Source organism: Teichococcus globiformis (assembly GCF_042646265.1).
In the GTDB taxonomy this organism is placed as follows: domain Bacteria; phylum Pseudomonadota; class Alphaproteobacteria; order Acetobacterales; family Acetobacteraceae; genus Pseudoroseomonas; species Pseudoroseomonas globiformis.
Genome location: NZ_JBHRTN010000004.1, coordinates 99,807 through 118,103, shown reverse-complemented (window position 1 = coordinate 118,103; position 18,297 = coordinate 99,807). Strand labels below are relative to the sequence as shown.

At 67.7% G+C, this 18,297-nt stretch carries 18 protein-coding genes; 13 read left to right on the top strand and 5 right to left on the bottom strand.

Going from position 1 to position 18,297, the window contains the following annotated elements:
* Positions 1 to 166: 166 nt before the first annotated feature.
* The 8 genes from ACFOD4_RS02370 to ACFOD4_RS02335 all read left to right on the top strand — a co-directional run bounded on the left by ACFOD4_RS02370 (position 167) and on the right by ACFOD4_RS02335 (position 7,989).
* Positions 167 to 763: a F0F1 ATP synthase subunit delta gene (locus ACFOD4_RS02370; protein WP_379593222.1), complete on the top strand. Its 597-nt coding sequence runs from the start codon at positions 167 to 169 to the stop codon at positions 761 to 763.
* Positions 763 to 2,298 carry a F0F1 ATP synthase subunit alpha gene (atpA, locus tag ACFOD4_RS02365; protein ID WP_379593220.1) on the top strand — a complete coding sequence of 512 codons (1,536 nt, stop codon included), beginning with the start codon at positions 763 to 765 and terminating at the stop codon, positions 2,296 to 2,298. The genes ACFOD4_RS02370 and atpA overlap by 1 nt, the downstream gene beginning before the upstream one ends.
* A gap of 26 nt (positions 2,299 to 2,324) precedes the next feature.
* Entirely contained in the window at positions 2,325 to 3,215 is an 891-nt protein-coding gene (locus tag ACFOD4_RS02360; RefSeq protein ID WP_379593218.1) for a F0F1 ATP synthase subunit gamma, read from the top strand.
* 13 nt (positions 3,216 to 3,228) lie between these two features.
* Positions 3,229 to 4,656, top strand: coding sequence for a F0F1 ATP synthase subunit beta (gene atpD, locus ACFOD4_RS02355; protein WP_379593216.1), 1,428 nt, complete (start codon positions 3,229 to 3,231; stop codon positions 4,654 to 4,656).
* A 21-nt stretch (positions 4,657 to 4,677) separates the two neighbouring features.
* Positions 4,678 to 5,088: an ATP synthase F1 subunit epsilon gene (gene atpC, locus ACFOD4_RS02350; RefSeq protein ID WP_379593214.1), complete on the top strand. Its 411-nt coding sequence runs from the start codon at positions 4,678 to 4,680 to the stop codon at positions 5,086 to 5,088.
* 161 nt (positions 5,089 to 5,249) lie between these two features.
* The gene (locus tag ACFOD4_RS02345) at positions 5,250 to 6,389 is read left to right on the top strand and encodes an endo-1,4-beta-xylanase (RefSeq protein WP_379593212.1); all 1,140 of its coding nucleotides are present in this window, start codon (positions 5,250 to 5,252) and stop codon (positions 6,387 to 6,389) included.
* Between the two features lie 59 nt (positions 6,390 to 6,448).
* Positions 6,449 to 7,510, top strand: coding sequence for an alanine racemase (locus tag ACFOD4_RS02340; protein WP_379593210.1), 1,062 nt, complete (start codon positions 6,449 to 6,451; stop codon positions 7,508 to 7,510).
* A gap of 14 nt (positions 7,511 to 7,524) precedes the next feature.
* Entirely contained in the window at positions 7,525 to 7,989 is a 465-nt protein-coding gene (locus tag ACFOD4_RS02335; RefSeq protein WP_379593208.1) for a RidA family protein, read from the top strand.
* Positions 7,990 to 8,053: 64 nt separating this feature from the next.
* Here the strand turns inward: ACFOD4_RS02335 and ACFOD4_RS02330 are convergent, their stop codons facing one another.
* Entirely contained in the window at positions 8,054 to 9,835 is a 1,782-nt protein-coding gene (locus ACFOD4_RS02330) for a S9 family peptidase (RefSeq protein ID WP_379593206.1), read from the bottom strand.
* A gap of 131 nt (positions 9,836 to 9,966) precedes the next feature.
* Here ACFOD4_RS02330 and ACFOD4_RS02325 point away from each other — a divergent pair, with 131 nt between their 5' ends.
* Both ACFOD4_RS02325 and thrC read left to right on the top strand, forming a co-directional pair.
* The gene (locus ACFOD4_RS02325) at positions 9,967 to 10,254 is read left to right on the top strand and encodes a TM2 domain-containing protein (protein WP_379594720.1); all 288 of its coding nucleotides are present in this window, start codon (positions 9,967 to 9,969) and stop codon (positions 10,252 to 10,254) included.
* Positions 10,255 to 10,302: 48 nt separating this feature from the next.
* Positions 10,303 to 11,706: a threonine synthase gene (gene thrC, locus ACFOD4_RS02320; RefSeq protein ID WP_379593204.1), complete on the top strand. Its 1,404-nt coding sequence runs from the start codon at positions 10,303 to 10,305 to the stop codon at positions 11,704 to 11,706.
* Positions 11,707 to 12,002: 296 nt separating this feature from the next.
* Here thrC and ACFOD4_RS02315 read toward each other — a convergent pair whose 3' ends face one another.
* Together ACFOD4_RS02315 and ACFOD4_RS02310 are read right to left on the bottom strand one after the other, a co-directional pair.
* Entirely contained in the window at positions 12,003 to 12,446 is a 444-nt protein-coding gene (locus ACFOD4_RS02315; RefSeq protein WP_379593202.1) for a septal ring lytic transglycosylase RlpA family protein, read from the bottom strand.
* Between the two features lie 150 nt (positions 12,447 to 12,596).
* The gene (locus ACFOD4_RS02310; RefSeq protein ID WP_379593200.1) at positions 12,597 to 13,061 is read right to left on the bottom strand and encodes a septal ring lytic transglycosylase RlpA family protein; all 465 of its coding nucleotides are present in this window, start codon (positions 13,059 to 13,061) and stop codon (positions 12,597 to 12,599) included.
* A gap of 284 nt (positions 13,062 to 13,345) precedes the next feature.
* Between ACFOD4_RS02310 and ACFOD4_RS02305 the strand changes: the two genes are divergently transcribed.
* The 3 genes from ACFOD4_RS02305 to ACFOD4_RS02295 all read left to right on the top strand — a co-directional run bounded on the left by ACFOD4_RS02305 (position 13,346) and on the right by ACFOD4_RS02295 (position 16,939).
* Positions 13,346 to 14,611: a M16 family metallopeptidase gene (locus ACFOD4_RS02305; protein ID WP_379594719.1), complete on the top strand. Its 1,266-nt coding sequence runs from the start codon at positions 13,346 to 13,348 to the stop codon at positions 14,609 to 14,611.
* On the top strand, positions 14,608 to 15,933 hold the full coding sequence (locus tag ACFOD4_RS02300; protein ID WP_379593198.1) for a TldD/PmbA family protein: 1,326 nt from the start codon (positions 14,608 to 14,610) through the stop codon (positions 15,931 to 15,933). The genes ACFOD4_RS02305 and ACFOD4_RS02300 overlap by 4 nt, the downstream gene beginning before the upstream one ends.
* Before the next feature lie 211 nt (positions 15,934 to 16,144).
* Positions 16,145 to 16,939, top strand: a complete 795-nt coding sequence (locus ACFOD4_RS02295) for a superoxide dismutase (RefSeq protein ID WP_379593196.1) — start codon at positions 16,145 to 16,147, stop codon at positions 16,937 to 16,939.
* 31 nt (positions 16,940 to 16,970) lie between these two features.
* Here the strand turns inward: ACFOD4_RS02295 and ACFOD4_RS02290 are convergent, their stop codons facing one another.
* Entirely contained in the window at positions 16,971 to 17,687 is a 717-nt protein-coding gene (locus ACFOD4_RS02290) for an LrgB family protein (RefSeq protein ID WP_379593194.1), read from the bottom strand.
* Between the two features lies 1 nt (position 17,688).
* The gene (locus tag ACFOD4_RS02285) at positions 17,689 to 18,060 is read right to left on the bottom strand and encodes a CidA/LrgA family protein (protein WP_379593192.1); all 372 of its coding nucleotides are present in this window, start codon (positions 18,058 to 18,060) and stop codon (positions 17,689 to 17,691) included.
* Between the last annotated feature and the right edge of the window lie 237 nt (positions 18,061 to 18,297).

Here is an 18,297-nt window from a genome sequence, read left to right as displayed (position 1 = left end):
AGGAATCCGGCCTACCCCCCGTTGCCGCAATGAGACACTCCGTGGTAATGCCGCCGCGCCGCGACGAACAAGTTTCGCCGCTACATGAACATGTCCAACCGCCGGCCGGGTCCTTCCGGGGCAGCCAGTGGCGGGACGCCAGGTAACGCAGAGAACGGGATCCTCCGTGGCCTCAGAAGCGACAGACGTCTCGCCCAGCGCGAACCAAGTTGGCGCGAACCAACCCTCGGGCCTGGCGCAACGCTATGCGCTGGCCCTGCTCGAACTGGCCAAGGACCGCCGTGCGGTCGACACGGTCGCCGACGAGCTGGAGAAGCTGCAGGAGATCGTCGAGAAGGACGCGCAGTTCCGCGCCTTCATCGAGGATCCCCGGCTTGATGCGGCGACGCAGCAGCGTGCCGCTTTCGCCATCCTTGACCGGGCGAACGTGTCCGGCGACGTGCGCAACCTCGTGGGTGTGCTCGTGGCCAACCGCCGTTTGAAGGCCCTGCCATCAGTCATTGCCGCCTTCGGCGCGCTCCTTGCCGAGCAGCGTGGGCAGCAGACGGCGGAGGTCATCACCGCCCATGCCCTGACCAAGGTCCAGCGCACGCAGCTGACGGCGCGCTTGACCGAGGCCGGTTATTCCAATGTGAAGCTGGTCGAGCGTGTCGATCCCGCCCTGCTGGGTGGTCTCGTCGTCCGCATCGGGTCTCGGCTTTTCGACAGTTCGATCAAGTCCAAGCTGCAGCGTCTGCAGTACGCCATGAAGGGGGCCGCCTGATGGAAATCCGTCCCGCCGAGATCTCGGAGATCCTGAAGCAGCAGATCGCCGGCTTCGACGCCGATGCGAATGTTGCCGAAGTCGGCACCGTGTTGAGCGTGGGCGACGGCATTGCCCGCGTCTACGGCCTGCAGAACGTGATGGCCGGTGAACTCGTCGAGTTCCCGTCCGCCGGTCTCAAGGGCATGGCGCTCAACCTCGAAACCGACAATGTCGGCATCGTCATCTTCGGTGACGACAACCGCATCCGCGAGGGCGACACCGTCTCCCGCACCGGCGACATCGTGAAGGTGCCGGTCGGCAAGGGGCTGCTCGGCCGCGTGGTCGACGGCCTCGGCCAGCCGATCGACGGCAAGGGCCCGCTGACCGACGTCACGCAGGCGCTGGTCGAGGTGAAGGCCCCCGGCATCATCCCGCGCAAGTCGGTGCACGAGCCGATGCAGACCGGCATCAAGGCGATCGACGCCCTGATCCCGATCGGCCGGGGCCAGCGCGAGCTGGTGATCGGTGACCGCCAGACCGGCAAGTCCGCCGTGCTGGTGGACACCATCATCAACCAGAAGCCGATCAACCAGGGCACGGATGAGAGCAAGAAGCTCTACTGCATCTACGTCGCCGTGGGCCAGAAGCGCTCCACCGTCGCCCAGCTGGTGCGCACGCTGGAGGAGAACGGCGCGATGGAATACTCCATCGTGGTCGCCGCCACGGCTTCCGACCCGGCACCGATGCAGTTCCTGGCGCCCTACACCGGCTGCGCCATGGGCGAGTTCTTCCGCGACAACGGCATGCACGGCCTGATCATCTACGACGATCTGTCGAAGCAGGCGGTTGCCTACCGCCAGATGTCGCTGCTGCTGCGCCGCCCGCCGGGCCGCGAGGCCTATCCGGGCGACGTGTTCTACCTGCACTCCCGCCTGCTGGAGCGCGCCGCGAAGATGGGTGAGGAAGCCGGCCTCGGCTCGCTGACCGCCCTGCCGGTGATCGAGACGCAGGCGGGCGACGTGTCCGCCTACATCCCGACCAACGTGATCTCGATCACGGACGGGCAGATCTTCCTGGAGACCGAGCTGTTCTTCAAGGGCATCCGCCCTGCCGTGAACGTCGGCCTCTCGGTGTCCCGCGTCGGCTCCGCCGCCCAGATCAAGGCGATGAAGCAGGTCGCCGGCAAGATCAAGCTGGAGCTGGCCCAGTACCGCGAGATGGCAGCCTTCGCGCAGTTTGCCTCGGACCTCGACGCCTCCACCCAGGCCCTGCTGGCCCGTGGCGCGCGTCTGACCGAGCTGCTGAAGCAGCCGCAGTTCAAGCCGGTTCCGGTTGAGGAGCAGGTGGTGTCGCTGTTCGCCGGCACGCGTGGCTACCTCGACAAGATCGCGGTGAACCAAGTCGGCAAGTTCGAGAACGAGCTGCTGGTTGCGGTGCGCGGTGGTGCGCCGGAGATCCTGGAGAGCATCCGCGACAAGAAGGAGATCACCAAGGAAAACGAGGCCAAACTGACCTCGTTCCTGGACGATTTCGCCAAGACCTTCGCGGCCTGAACCGAGGCGCGAAGGAGTAGGAACGCATGGCCAACCTGAAGGAGTTGCGGGGGCGCATCAACAGCGTCAAATCCACCCGCAAGATCACCCAGGCGATGAAGATGGTCGCGGCGGCGAAGCTCCGTCGCGCCCAGCAGCAGGCCGAGGCCGCGCGGCCCTTCGCCGAGCGGATGGCGCGCATGCTCGCCTCCCTCGGCCAGGCGGTCGCGGGCAATCCGGACGCGCCAAAGCTGCTGGTCGGCACGGGCTCGGACCAGACGCACCTCCTGGTGGTCGTCTCGGGCGAGCGCGGGCTGGCCGGTGCCTTCAACACCAATGTCGGCCGCTTCGCCCGCAACCGCATCCGCGAGCTGGAAGCGGAGGGCAAGACCGTCAAGGTGCTGGGCGTCGGGCGCAAGGCCACTGCCTACCTGAAGCGGGAGTTCGCCTCCCGCTTCGTGGGCGAGATCAGCTTCCAGGGCAAGAAGACGGTCGGCTTCGCCGAGGCGGATGCGATTGCCGCCAAGATCACGGGCATGCTGGAAGCCGGCGAGTTCGATGTCTGCACCCTGATCTTCAACCACTTCCGCAACGTCATCAGCCAGGTGCCGACGGCGCAGCAGCTTATCCCCGCGCAGCTGCCCGAGGTTGAGGAAACACCCGCCGAGGGTGCCGCCGCCCAGCCCTGGTACGAGTACGAGCCGGATGAGGCGACGATCCTGGCGCAGATCCTGCCCAAGAACCTCGCCATCCAGGTCTATCGCGCGATCCTCGACAGCGCCGCCGGATTCTACGGCAGCCAGATGAACGCCATGGACAACGCCACGCGCAATGCGGGCGAAATGATCAACAAACTGACCCTGAAGTACAACCGCACGCGTCAGGCCAACATCACCAGCGAGCTGATCGAGATCATCTCCGGTGCTGAGGCGCTCTGAGGGACACTCCGCCATGAAGAACAACGTCGGCAAGGTTACGCAGGTCCTGGGCGCCGTCGTGGACGTGCAGTTCCCGCAGGAGCTGCCGTTCATGCAGAACGCGCTGCAGGTGAAGATCGGTGATCGCACCCTGGTGCTGGAGGTTGCCCAGCAGCTCGGCGAGCGCACCGTGCGCTGCATCGCCATGGACACGACCGACGGGCTGGTCCGCGGCTCCGAGGTGGTGGACACCGGCAAGGGCATTGCCGTGCCGGTGGGTGAGGGCACGCTGGGCCGCATCCTGAACGTCATCGGCGAGCCGATCGACGAGCGTGGCCCGGTGGCGGCCGAGAAGACCTACACCATCCACCGCCAAGCCCCGGCCTTCGAGGACCAGGCGACCTCGGCCGAGATCCTGGTGACGGGCATCAAGGTCGTCGACCTGATGTGCCCCTACCTGAAGGGCGGCAAGATCGGCCTGTTCGGCGGCGCCGGCGTCGGCAAGACCGTGACCATCCAGGAGCTGATCAACAACATCGCCAAGGGCCATGGCGGCGTGTCCGTCTTCGCCGGCGTCGGCGAGCGCACGCGTGAGGGCAACGATCTTTATCACGAGATGATCGATGCCGGCGTCATCAAGCTGAACGAGAACGACACGCTCGGCTCCAAGGTGGCGCTGGTCTATGGCCAGATGAACGAGCCGCCGGGCGCCCGCGCCCGGGTCGCGCTGTCCGGCCTGTCGATGGCGGAATACTTCCGCGACGAGCAGGGCCAGGACGTGCTGTTCTTCATCGACAACATCTTCCGCTTCACCCAGGCCGGCGCCGAGGTCTCGGCGCTGCTGGGCCGCATCCCGTCCGCCGTGGGTTACCAGCCGACGCTGGCCACCGACATGGGCGCGCTGCAGGAGCGGATCACGTCGACCAAGAAGGGCTCGATCACCTCGGTGCAGGCCATCTACGTGCCCGCCGACGATCTGACCGACCCGGCGCCCGCGACGTCCTTCGCCCACCTGGACGCGACCACGGTGCTCAACCGCGCCATTGCCGAGCAGGCGATCTTCCCGGCCGTTGATCCGCTGGACAGCACGTCGCGTGCCCTCGATCCGCGCATCATCGGCGAGGAGCACTACAACACTGCCCGCGAGGTGCAGCGCATCCTGCAGACCTACAAGTCGCTGCAGGACATCATCGCCATTCTGGGCATGGATGAGCTGAGCGAGGACGACAAGCTGATCGTGGCGCGTGCGCGCAAGATCCAGCGCTTCCTTTCCCAGCCCTTCCACGTCGCCGAGGTGTTCACCGGCACGCCGGGCGTGTTCGTGAAGATCGAGGACACGGTCCGTTCCTTCGCCGCCATCTGCAAGGGTGAGTATGACCACCTTCCGGAGGCTGCCTTCTACATGGTCGGCACCATCGAGGACGCGGTGAAGAAGGGCGAGAGCCTGAAGGCCAAGGCCTAAATCCGGAAGGGGAGCTGACACATGGCGACCTTTGACCTGGAACTGGTCAGCCCGGAGAAGCTGCTTCTCTCCCGCCCCGTCGAGATGGCCATCATCCCGGCGGCCGAGGGCGAGATGGGCGTGCTGCCCGGCATGGCGCCGATGATCGTGGCCCTCAAGGGCGGCGTCATCCGCGTGCAGGAGAATGGCCAGACCACCGAGAAGCTGTTCGTCATGGGCGGCTTCGCGGAAATCACGCCGACCCGCGTCACGGTGCTGGCCGATGAGGCCACGCCGGTCGCGGAGCTTTCCCGCGCCACGGCGGCCAACCGCGTGCGCGAAGCCGAGGCTGCCTATACCGCCGCCACCTCCGCCACCCCGGAGGAGCGCGAGGCTGCCATGGACCGCCTGCTGGCCGCGCGCGAGATGGAGGCAGCGGCCGAGGCCGCCTGACCTCCACGCCGGTCCGTTCAGAGTTGACGCCGCCCCGGCCATGCCAGGGCGGCGTTTTTCGTGGCGGCAGGTGCGTAAATCCGCTGGAACTCAACCGTTCCGTGTATGGTGGACCTTGCGGCCTGATTGATGGAGGCGGACATGCGAAGCGAGGACCGGGCATGCGACTAAGCCGGCGTCAACTGGCCGCCGCTCTGGCCGGCGGTACCTTGCCCATGGCCGGGCTTCCTGCATCCGGCTTGGCGCAGACGGCGGGTCGCAGCCTCAGCCCCACGCAGGGGCTCGGTGCCATCGCCCGTGCACATGGCATCACCTTCGGCACGGCGGTGCAGCAGGCCCTGCTCGCCGAAGATCCCCGCTACGCCGCTGCCGTGGCGGCCGAGGCCGCCCTGCTGGTTCCCGAATGGGAAGCGAAATGGGAGGCGCTGCAGCCGGAGGAGGGCCGCTTCGACACTGCGCCGCTGGACGGCATTCTGCTCTGGGCACGGGAACGGCGGCTGCCGGTGCGGGGTCATGCGCTCATCTGGCACCGCGCCATGCCGGGCTGGCTGGTCGCCGCCCTGGGGGAGGGGGCACCCCGCGCCCGCCGGCTGATAGGTGCCCATTTCGACCGGGTGCTGGCACATGCAAGCGGGCAGATCCGGGACTGGGACGTGGTGAATGAGGTGATTGCCAATCCCCCGGGCAGCGACGTGCCGGACCCAGGCTCGGGTCCACTGCGGGACAGTCCCTGGCTGCGGGCACTCGGGCCCAGCTACATCGAAACGGCTCTGCGCATGGCGCGCGAACGCGACCCAACGTTGCGGCTGACGCTGAACGAGTACGGCATCGAGGAAGCAACGCCGGATGCCGACGAGAAGCGCCGCCGCCTGGTCGGCGTGTTGCGGGGACTGCTGGATCGGGGTGTCCCGCTGGATGCGGTGGGCATCCAGGCGCATCTACAGATGGTGAGGCCTTTCCGGCCTGAGCCCTTCGCCGCGTTCTTGGCCGAGCTGCGCGCCATGGGCCTTGGCATCCTGATCACCGAGCTGGATATTCGAGAGGCGCCAGACGCCCCAGCGGAACTGCAGCGGCGCGACGCGCTCGTGGCAGGCCGTGCCGCGGACTTTCTCCGCTGTGCTGTGGAGGGGGGCGCTCGCACGGTGCTGAGCTGGGGATTATCCGACCGGCATTCCTGGCTCGCCACTGATCCCGATGTGGCGCTGGGTCGTGGCCGCACCCACCGTGGCCTTCCGCTCGATGCCGAGTGGCAGCGTAAGCCCGTTTGGTCCGCCATGGCGCGAACGTTCAGCGAGGCCTAGCGGGCTGGCGTCATCGGGTGTTGGATGCGCGTCCGACTATGACTCGCGGAGCGTGACCGATGGAACTTTCCCTGGTGGAAACCCCGACCCCTGTGGTGGAGCTCGACATCGTCGAGGCCAATCTCAGGCGCATGCAGGACTATTGCGACCGCGCCGGCATCGCGCTGCGTCCGCATATCAAGACGCACAAGATCCCGGCCTTGGCGCATCGTCAGATCGAACTGGGCGCCCGCGGTATCACCTGCCAGAAGCTGGGCGAGGCCGAGGTGATGGCGGATGCGGGCATCGACGATATTCTGATTTCCTACCCGTTGGTGGGCGTCGGAAAGGCGCTGCGGCTGGCTGGGCTGGCGCAGCGGGCGACCATGCGCGTCTCGCTCGACAATCGGGTGGCGTTGGAAACGGTCGCCGAGGCCGGCCGCATCGCGGGACGCGAGATCGGCGTGCTGGTGGAGTTCGACAGCGGCAATGGGCGCACCGGCGTCACCTCAATCGACGAGGTGCTGGAGCTGGCCCGCGCCGCACGCGAGATGGCAGGGGTGCGCTTCGACGGGCTGATGAATTACCCGGTGAATGCGCGCACCGGGGAAATCCTGCGCGATTTGCTGCCGAAGATGGAGAGCGAAGGCCTGAAGCCCGGCATCATCTCGGGCGGCGGTACGCCCAACGCCTTCCGCACGCACGAGATGGCGCCGATCACCGAGCTGCGGGTCGGAACCTATATCTACAATGACCGCATGACGGTGGCGGCCGGGCATGCCAGCTGGGATGATTGTGCCTATGCGGTGCATGTCACGGTGATCAGCCGCCCGCGGCCGGACCTCGCCATCATCGATGCCGGGTCCAAGGTGTTTTCCTCCGACGCCATGCCGCCTGGCACGGGCGATGGCCATGGCTACTTCCCGGCTTATGCCGGCGCCAAGCTGGTCAAGATGAGCGAGGAGCACGGCATGGTGGATGTCTCGGCCTGTGGCGGTGAAGCGCCGAAGGTTGGCGAGCGGCTGCGCGTCATTCCCAACCATGTGTGCCCGGTCAGCAACCTGTTCGACCGCCTGATCTTCACCAAGGGCGGGGCGTTCCAGACCTTTATGCCCATCGCGGCCCGAGGCCGCAGCCAGTAAGGAGCGCTCAACCCATGACCGATACTCCAGAATCCCGTCTCGCAGCGCTGGGTCATACCCTGCCGTCGGTGGGCAAGCCGCTCTTCTCCTATGTCCCGTTCAAGCGGGTGGGGGACGTTGCCTATATTTCAGGCCAGGTGCCGCGCCATGCCGATGGCTCGCTGACCACCGGCAAGGTGGGCGAAGCGCTGGGGCTCGACGAGGCTCGCGAGGCTGCCACGCTGTGCGGGTTGCATATTCTTGCCGTGGCGAAGCTGGCGGCCGGATCGCTCGACAAGGTCGAAATGCTGAAAGTCTTCGGAATGGTCAATGCCACCGCAGATTACGGCCAGCAGCCCAAGGTGATCGACGCCTGCTCCGACCTGATGGTGGAAGCGCTGGGCGAGAAGGGCCGTCACGCCCGCTCGGCGGTCGGGATGGGCTCTCTGCCCTCGAATGTGCCGGTGGAGATCGAGGCCGTCATCCGCATCCTCGACTGAGGATTGCAGGCGCGGATCCGCATCATTCCAGGGGCGCCGGAGCAGGGCTTCGGCGCCTCCTTCATTATCGCCCCAGCAGGTGCTGCCTCAGAAAAGCCGTTACCGCGGCATAGACCCGCCTGCGGTTCGCACGCTTTGTGAAGCCGTGCCCTTCATCGGCAAAGGTCAGGTATTCCACCGGCACGTTCCGGCCGCGCAGGACCGATACGATCTGCTCGCTTTCATGCGGCGGCACGCGGGGGTCCGTCAGGCCCTGCGCCACCAGCATTGGGCAGCGGATGCGTTCGGCCCGGTTCAACGGAGACAGGCGCTCCAGCAGTTCGGCATCCTGCACGGGGTCGCCGTATTCTGCCGCGCGATGCCCGATGCGCCAGGGCCCGGTGCGCTCGAAAAATGTCTTCCAGCGTGCGATGCCATAGAAGTCGACGCCGCAGGCCCAGAGCTCCGGATGTTCGGTGACGGCGGCCAGCACCATCCAGCCGCCATAGCTCTGCCCCATCACGCCAATACGGGTGCCGTCCACATCCTCCCGTGCCGCCAGCCAGCGATGCGCGGATGCCAGGTCGGCCACGCTGTCCAGCCGCTTTTCGCGGTCGTCCAGCGCCGCGTAGGCCACGCCGTAACCGGTTGAGCCGCGGACATTGGGCACCAGAACGGCGATCCCCATGGCCAGAATGGCCTGCAGGTCCGGCCGCCAATTCGGCAGGGCCTGCATGGCCGGGCCGCCATGCACCCAGACCAGCACCGGCCAGCCAGCCTCCGGTCGGTTTCCCTGCGGAAAGGCCAGGAAGCCGGGCAGGTCGCGCCCGTCATGCGCGGGAAAGAACACCGTGTCCCAGGAGGCCAGGGCCGGCAGGTCAGGGGCCCTGTGCCGCGTCACCGTGCCAGGCGCGTCCGGCCGGGCGATGTGCAGGCCCGACGGCATGGAAAAGCCGGCGAGATCGAAGGCCAGGCACTTTCCATCTGGCGCCCAGGCGAGCTTCGTGATCACCCCGGGCGGATGTTCCGGCGCTGAAACCATCGCGCCGGTTGCGGCATCCAGGAAGCGGAGGCTGGAATAGCCACCCTCATTCACCGCCACCGCCAGCATGGTCTGGTCTGGGGAGGGCTCCAGCTTTTCCACATCGCCATCGGGAACATGCAGCCACTGCGGTGCCGCGCCGGGTACGAGGAACGCCACGCCCAGGAAGTCGCGCCCCCGATCCGTGAGCAGCCAGAAGCCGCTGCCATCCGATTTCCAGCGCGGGTTCATGTGCCGCGCATCGCCCTCATGCGGCGTCAATTCCTCCCGCGGCGAACCATCCAGCGGCACCAGGAACAAGGTGCTCTCGAAGGTGCGCGGGGCCGTGGACAGGATTACCGCCTGTCCGTCTGGCCGCCAGGCGGGGAGCTCGTGCGGGCCCTCCACATCGGCGACCAGCCGCGCCTCGCCGCTGGCGATCTCCATCACCCAGGCATCGGCATGGGCGGGATGGCGGGCGTTGCTGGTGTAGGCGATGCGCAAACCGTCCGGCGACACAGCGCCCCAGCCATGAATGGCGGCGGGGTTGTTTGTCAGCGGACGGGCCTCGCCCTGTGGCGGCAGGTGAAAGAGCTGCACCCTCTCGTCGCCTGCCGCGTCGCGGCCGAAGATGGCGCCGCCATCCGGCAGCCCGGCCACAAAGGCGCAGGCATCGGCATGGGCGGTACGGGGGCGGGGTGGTCCGCCATCGGCCGGCCACTCCCAGATCTGCGCCGAGCCCGCCGCGTCGTGCAGGGCATAGAGGCGGCCATCTCCGGCATAGGCCGGGGCGGTCGCGGCCGGCGTGTCGAGAAGACGTTCGAGCAGTGCGCTGGCATCGGTCATGGTGCTGTGATGAACCTGTTCCGCGGCTTCGCCAAGAGGGCATGGCGGAGGGCCGTGTCCACGCTTGGTCGCCAGGCGCCGCCGTGTCACCATGACCGCAGAACCAGCAGAGGATCGCCGACGCCGTGGACATGCCGCCCGACTCGACCAGCATGATGCGCTACGATGCCGGAAAGAAGTCTCCCGCCGTCGCTTATCTGCTGTGGCTGTTCCTCGGCATGTTCGGCGCCCACCGCTTCTATGCCGGCAAGACCGGAAGCGCCGTCGCCATTCTGCTTCTCAGCCTCCTCGGCTTCGGCACGATCGGCTTTGTGCTGATCATCCCGATCATCTGGGTGCTGGTGGATGCCTTTCTGATCCCGGGCTGGATCCGGGAGCACAACAATGCGCTGATCGACCGCATCTCGCGCGGCAGCTGAAACCAGCGATGGCGCGGGGCCGCCGCCTGTCCTATTCCACCCCTCGCCATGCGCTACGTTTCCACCCGGGGCCAGGCCCCAGCCCGTGATTTCTCCTCCGTCCTGCTGGCCGGCCTCGCCGAGGATGGCGGGCTGTTCATGCCGGAATCCTGGCCTGTGTTCTCGGCGGCTGAGTGGCGCGCCTTGCGCGGCCTGCCCTATGCCGAGCTTGCGGCACGCGTCATGGCCCCCTTCACCGAGGGCTCGCTTCCCGGCGACACGCTGCGGCTCATGACCCAGCGGGCCTATGCCGGCTTCGGTCACGCCGCCACGGCGCCATTGGTACAGATCGAGCCGCAGATCTTCGCGCTGGAGTTGTTCCACGGACCGACGCTTGCTTTCAAGGACATGGCGATGCAGCTGCTGGGGCAGCTTTTCGACCATGTGCTGGCCGAGCGGGGCGAGCGCGTCACCATTGTCGGCGCCACCTCGGGCGATACCGGATCGGCCGCGATCGAGGCCTGCCGTGACCGTGACAACATCGACGTGGTGATCCTGCACCCGGAAGGCCGCACCTCTGCCGTGCAGCGGCGGCAGATGACCACGGTGTTGTCGCCCAACATCCACAACATCGCGCTTCAGGGCAGCTTCGACGACTGCCAGGACCTGGTGAAGGCGATGTTCAACGACGCGCCTTTCCGGCAGGAGATGCGCCTTTCCGCCGTGAACTCCATCAACTGGGCGCGCATCGCAGCGCAGGTTCCCTACTACGTCGCCGCCGCCCTGGCGCTCGGCGCGCCGGAGCGGCCAGTGGCCGTCGCTGTCCCCACCGGCAATTTCGGCAACGTGCTGGCCGCCTGGGTTGCCCGGCGCATGGGGCTGCCGATCGAGCGGTTGATCGTCGGCGCCAACCGCAACGACATTCTGGCCCGCTTCCTGGCGTCCAACGACATGAGCGTGCATGGCGTCGCGCCCTCGCTCTCGCCCAGCATGGACATCCAGGTGTCTTCGAACTTCGAGCGGCTGTTGTTTGAATTGCTGGGGCGCGATGCGGCGGCAACGACGGACACCATGCAGCGCTTCCGCGCCGAAGGCCGCATGCCGGTTCCGGATGAGGCCTGGCGGCGCGCCACCGCGTTGTTCCATGGCTTCACCCTGTCGGATGAAGGCACACTGGAGGAAATCCGCCGGCTTCATCGCGATAGCGCTTATCTCGCGGACCCGCACACGGCCATCGGAGTGGCGGCCGCCCGTGCGCATCGGCCGGAGAAGGGCATTCCGGTGATCGTCGCCGCCACGGCGCACCCGGCCAAGTTCCCGGAGGCGGTGGAGAAGGCTACCGGGTTCCGTCCGCCCTTACCGCCGCGAATGGCGGATCTTTATGCGCGCGAGGAGCGTTTCGCGGTGCTGCCCAACGATCTGGAGGCCGTCGAGGCCGTGGTGCGCGGCCATGCCCGCCGCAACAGCCACTAGCCGGGCCAGCGTCGGGCGCCGGGCCGCGGTTGTCCGCTTGTTGTTCGGGGTTTCCGGGCCCGGGGGACGCGGTCGCGGCAGCTCCGGATCTCCTTCTGGCGGCCGGGGCCGTGGAAGGGGAGGCCGGGGTGGCACCGGTGCCTCGGGCGGCCGCTCTGGCGGCCGCGATGGACGGACAGGTCTCGGGACTGACATGGCGGCGGCGGCTCCGCAGGTCCGACGATCGTGAGGGCCGGTCAGGACCGGCGCCAGAAGAACAGCGCCGCCGTGGTCGGGTTCCCGACTGGCACGGCGCCTCAGCCGGGCGGCAGCGCCACCGGCGTCACCTCCACCATCACCACCCCGGCGTCGCGCATGCCAAGCTGCGTCGCGGTGCGGGGGCTGACATCGATGACCCGGCCCTGCTTGTAGGGGCCACGATCCTGAATGGTCACCACGGCGCTGCGGCCGTTCTCCAGGTTCTTGACCCGGGCTCGCGTGCCGAGCGGCAAGGTGCGGCTGGCCGCCGCGTCGGAGTTGCGGTTGAACCGCTTGCCATTGGCCATCTTCTTGCCGTGGAAGTGGTTGGCGTAGAATGAGGCTCGGCCTCGCTGGACGCGCTTCGCCTGGCCGGCACCGCGTTGTTGCGCCGCCGTCTGCACGGAGTTGCCCTGCCGGGGCTCGCGTGCCTCGGCTGGTGTCTGAACAGCCATTCCGGTGCCAAGGACCAGGCTGAGAAGGGCGATCTTCATGCCATGCATGACGCTGCATCCTCCTGTTCTGTGGCCCGGCCCCCTCCTTCTTGCGGATCACGAACCGCGAAGGAGGAGGCCGGACTCCTGTGGATACAGGTGAGAACGCTCGAGCCCGGCATCAAGTTTGGTGCTGAACCCCTTGACCGGCCTTAATTTTTACTTTCGGGACTGTTCAACCCTGGATGGCGAGGATGATCCTGTCAGCGGACGCACCTCCACCGGCGCCGTGCCATCGTTCACCATGTCCAACTTGTGTGCGGTGCTTTTGCTCACATCCACGACGCGGCCATCCACAAAGGGCCCACGATCCTCGATGGTGACAACTGCGCTCTTTCCGTTCTCCAGATTGGTGACGCGTGCCTTGGTGCCAAGCGGCAAGGTCTTGCTTGCCGCCGAGTCCGAATCCTGATCAAAGGTCTCACCATTGGCCATGGTCCGGCCATCGAACTTGTCATGGTAGAACGACGCTTCGCCACGCTGCGCCGGCCCTCCTGCTGAAACCGGGCGTGGCGCCGGCTTCGCGGCAACGGGCGCGGCGGGCGGCGGCGGGGGCGTTTCGGCACAACCGGCCAGCAACGCCAGCACACAGCCGGTGGACAGCATCGATCGGTAATGCAGCACAGGATGATCTCCTCTTCTCGAACCGCTGGCCATGTGAGCCATGCGGTTCCGCGTGCATTCCGGCCACGGATTTTCGCGCCATCGAGCGGCGGGGCGGCCTGGAGCGGCGCTGCAACGCCAGCGATGCAGAACGGTTGCCCCCTCAGAACGGATTCGCCGGGTCACCCATGCGCAACCGCCTGAGCGGCGGGGTCGTAACGCGGCTGTTTCCGTCTTACATTGGCCGCAACAGGAACGCGCCGGCCCTGCCTTCGCTGGCGGCACGACCACGGGAACCGAGCTACATGTCCGATGCGGTGCGGCTCACGCGCCTGGCCAACGGCCTGACCATCGTCTCTGAAACCATGCCCCGGGTGGAGACCGTCTCCATTGGCGCCTACGTCCATGCCGGCACGCGCGACGAGGCGGCGGAGGAGAATGGCGCCAGTCACTTTCTGGAGCATATGGCCTTCAAGGGCACGGCCCGGCGCGATGCCGCCGCCATCGCCCGCGAGATCGAGAATGTTGGCGGCCACCTCAACGCCTATACCGCGCGGGAGAACACCGCCTACTATGCCAAGGTGCTGAAGGAGGACATGCCGCTCGCCGCCGATATCCTCGGCGACATTCTGACGCACTCCACCTTTATCCCGGACGAGCTGGAGCGCGAACGCGGCGTCATCCTGCAAGAGATCGGCCAGGCGAACGACACGCCGGACGACATCATCTTCGACCATTTCCAGGCCACCGCCTTTCCTGACCAGCCCATGGGGCGCCCGACGCTGGGAACGGAGTCGGTGATCCGGGGCATGCCTGGCGGCACGCTGCGCGACTACATGCGCCGCCACTACGGGCCCTCCCGCATGGTGGTTGCTGCGGCTGGAGCGCTGGAACACGAGAAGCTGGTGGATCTGGTTGGGCGGCACTTCGCCGACCTGCCGCAGGTGACGCCGGCGGCGCCGCAGGCCGCGCGCTACGGTGGCGGCGAGTTCCGCGAGGAGCGGGAGCTCGACCAGGTGCATGTGGTGCTGGGGTTTGAGGGACCGGCGGTTGCAACGCCGATGCACTACCCCACCATGCTGCTGTCCACTCTTCTGGGCGGCGGCATGTCCTCGCGACTGTTCCAGGAAATCCGGGAAAAGCGCGGCCTCGTCTATTCCATCTACTCCTTTGCCCAGCCGTTCCGCGACGGCGGCCTTTTTGCCATCTATGCCGGCACTGGCGAGGAGCAGGCGGCTGAGCTGGTGCCAGTGACGCTGGAGGAGCTGCGCCGCGTCCAACACGACGTTTCCGAGGATGAGCTGAATCGGGCCAAGGCACAGCTTCGGGCCTCCGTCCTGATGTCGCTGGAATCCACCGGCAGCCGCTGCGAGCAGCTGGCGCGGCAAATGCAGGTGCATGGCCGCCCCATCCCGGCGGAGGAAACCAAGAGCAAGATCGCCGCGGTGACGGTGGAGCAGGTGCAGCAGGCTGCCGCGATGATCTTCCGCTCCCGTCCGACACTGGCGGCGCTGGGCCCGGCGGGCAAGGTGCCCGGGCTGTCCGCGGTAGCGGAGAAGCTCGCGGCATGAACCGGCTGGAGCGGCTGGAGGAACTCGTGAAGGCAGCCCGCGCTGCGGGTGCCGATGCGGCCGATGCCCTGCTGGTGGCGGGCACTTCGCTCGCTGTCTCGCAGCGCCTGGGCAAGGTCGAGCACCTGGAGAGGGCAGAGGGCTTCGATCTGGGCCTGCGCGTCTTTGTGGGGCGGCAGCAGGCCATCGTTTCCACCACCGACCCGGATCCGCGCGGCTTCGAGGCTCTGGCGGCGCGTGCCGTTGCCATGGCCCGCGCGGTGCCGGAGGACCGCTTCGGAGGCTTGGGCGAGTTCCATCCGCCGCAGCAGGTCGATCTGGACCTGAACGATCCGGCGGAACCGGATACGGAAGCGCTGGCGGCGCGCGCGGCGGCGGCGGAGGAGGCCGCGCTGGCCACTGCCGGCATTACCAACAGCGAGGGCGGCGACGCATCCTTCGCCCGCAGCGAGGTGGCGCTGTTCGCCTCCACCGGCTTTGCCGGCGAGTATGCCCGCAGCAGCCACTCCACCTCCGTCACGGTCCTGGCCGGCAGTGGTACCGCGATGGAGCGCGACTACGACTACAGCAGCGCCGTGCACTTGGCGGATCTGGAGGATGCCGCCGAGCTTGGCCGCCGCGCGGCCGGACGCGCGGTGAAGCGCCTGGGCGCCATTCGGCCGCGTAGCGCCCGTATGCCGGTGGTGTTCGACCCGCGCGTGGCGGGCTCCATGGCCGGCCATCTCGCGGCGGCGCTGAACGGCGCGGCAGTCGCGCGCGGCACTTCTTTCCTGCGCGACCGCATGGGTGAGCAGGTGCTGGCTCGCGGCTTGTCGCTGCGCGACGATCCGTTGCGGCGGCGCGGGCTGCGCTCCCGCCCCTTCGACGCAGAGGGCATGCCCTGCCAAGCCCTGGCCTTGGTCGAGGATGGCGTGTTGCGGAACTGGGTGCTCGACTGGCGCAGCGCGCGACAGCTCGGCCTTGCCTCGAACGGCCGGGCGGCGCGGGGCATTTCTGGCCCGCCATCGCCCGCCACCACCAATCTGTGGATCGAGGGCGGCAGCGTGTCCCCGGCGGCTCTCATGGCCGATATCCCCGAGGGGATCTATGTCACCGAGATGATCGGCTCCGGCGTCAATGGCGTGACCGGCGACTACAGCCGGGGCGCCGCGGGCTTCATGATCCGCAACGGCGAGCTGGCCGAAGCGGTGAGCGGCATCACCGTGGCGGGCAATCTGAAGGACATGTTCCTCAACATGGCGGCGGCCGACGATCTGCGCTTCCGGCGCGGCACCGACGCGCCGACCCTTCGGGTGGACGGGCTGACGGTGGCGGGGAGCTGACCTGCCGCACCCGCTGTCGATGTCCTGAGCCGGGTGGATGGGCATTGCGCAGCTTGCACCTCCAGCGTCCGTAGGGTGCGCGGTGAAGCGGCGCTTGCCATCATCGGTCAGCATCATCCGCGAGCTGTTGTCACGCAGGGGATTCACTCCCGTTGCATCCAGGGCCTATCCTTGGAGTTGAAGCGGCAGAGACCCGGATGAAGGATCCGTCATGACCGCCACCACCTTGCTCGCCCGTCGCTTTGTTCTGGCCGCCGGAGCCTCGGCCGTGACGGCGGGGCTGTTCGCCACGCCGCGCGCCGAGGCCCAGGGAAGCCCCGCCGGTGCCCCCAACCCGACCGCGCCGGCCGGCTCGCCCAGCGCCGGCGGCGCCGGCCCGTACGCGCTGCCGCCGCTGCCCTATGCCGCCAATGCGCTGGAGCCGCATATCGATGCCGCCACGATGGAACTGCATCACGGCAGGCACCACCAGGCCTATGTCACCGCGCTGAACAACGCGCTGAAGGATCATGGGCAGCTGGCGCAGATGCCGCTGGAACAATTGCTGGCCCGGCTGGGCGAGGTGCCGGAGGCGGTGCGGACCACGATCCGCAACAATGCCGGCGGCCACGCCAACCATGCCATGTTCTGGCAGATCATGGGTCCGGGCGGCGGCGCCGGCAGCCCGGATGGCGAACTGATGCAGGCCATCAACCGCGACCTGGGCGGGCTCGACAAGATGAAGGCCGATTTCAACGGGGCCGGCACGCGGCAATTCGGCTCGGGCTGGGTGTTCGTGACCGTTGACCGCGAGGGCAAGCTGGCCATCGCCGCACGTCCCAACCAGGACACGCCGCTGATGGACGGGCAGCGTGTGCTGATGGGCAACGATGTCTGGGAGCACGCCTACTATTTAAAGTACAATAATCGCCGTCCCGAGTACCTCACTGCCTGGTGGAATACTGTGAACTGGCGGGCGGTGGCCGAGCGCTATGCCGCGGCACGCCAGGGTCGCCTCGCCATCTAGGGCGTTCCGGCAGTCTTGGCGGGACGGTGCCTCAGAGAAAGAGGCGCCAGAGCAGGGGGAGCAGCAGGGCTGTGGCCAGGGCATTCAGTCCCATGGCCAGGCCGCTGAATGCTCCCGCCGTGGCGTTGACGGAGAGGGCGCGGGCAGTGCCGATGCCATGCGCCGCCGTGCCCATGGCCAGGCCCCGGGCCCGCCAATCCCGCACCTGCGCCAGGTTGAGCACCAGCGGCCCCAGCATCGCCCCAACGACTCCCGAGGCCAGCACCACCGTTGCGGCCAGACCCGGCAGTCCGCCAATCTGTTCCGCGATGCCCATGGCGACCGGCGTAGTGACCGAGCGCGGCGCCAGGCTCGCGATCACGTCCGGGGCGGCATGGAACATCAGGCCGAAGCCGATGCCGGTCAGCGATGCGACCAGTCCGCCGGCCATCACCGCCAGAAGGGCTGCCAGGCCTGAGGCTCGCACATGGCCCCACTGCCGGTAGAGTGGCACGGCCAGCGCCACGGTCGCCGGACCCAGCAGGAAATGAACGAACTGCGCGCCCTGGAAGTAGGCACGGTAATCGGCCCCCGTGGCCAGCAGTGTCAGCGCCATGATGACAATGGCGAAGATGATGGGGTTGGCCGCCGGATGCCGCCTGAACAACAGCGACAGGCGAAGCCCGATCATCCAGGCCACCAGGGTCGCAGTCAGCGCGGCCAGCGGCTCCCGCGCCAGATAGACCCAGATCTCGGAAAAGTCTGCCATCTCAGCCCGCGCGGCGCATGAGGGCCTGGGCGATCCGCCCGGTCAACGCGATGGTGCCCAGCGTTCCGATGACGATGGCCAGCGACATCGGCGCCCATTCCCGCGCCAAATGGGGTCCATAGACCACCACCGCCACGCCGGCCGGGATAAACATCAGCCCCAGATGCGACAGAAGCCCGTCCGCCACCTGGCCAAGTCCGGGCATGCCCGGATCGGGGCGGGTCGAGCCCGGCCGCAAGCGGTCGCGCAGCAACAGGCCGGCGAAGAGCAGCGCCATGCCGATCACCGGGCCGGGGATAGGCAGGTGGAGAAGGCGCGCCAGCATCTCGCCCGCCAGCTGGCAGAGCAGGAGAATGGTGAGGCCGCCGATCATGCGTCGCCGGTCGCGGGCTGCTGGCGGAGAAATGGCGCTGGGAGCGCTGAATCACGCATGGCTGCTGTCCTTGGACCTGGTGCGGAGCAGACGCAATTGTCGGCCCGGATCGGCCGGCAATCCAGAAGCTGCGGCGCGGCCCTGCTCCGCGATGCCGCAGGGGCTGAGGTTCCCGGCACCCGCGCAGGTCGGGCGCTGTTGCGCGGTGAGGCTGTGGCTATACTCGCCGCGACGCAC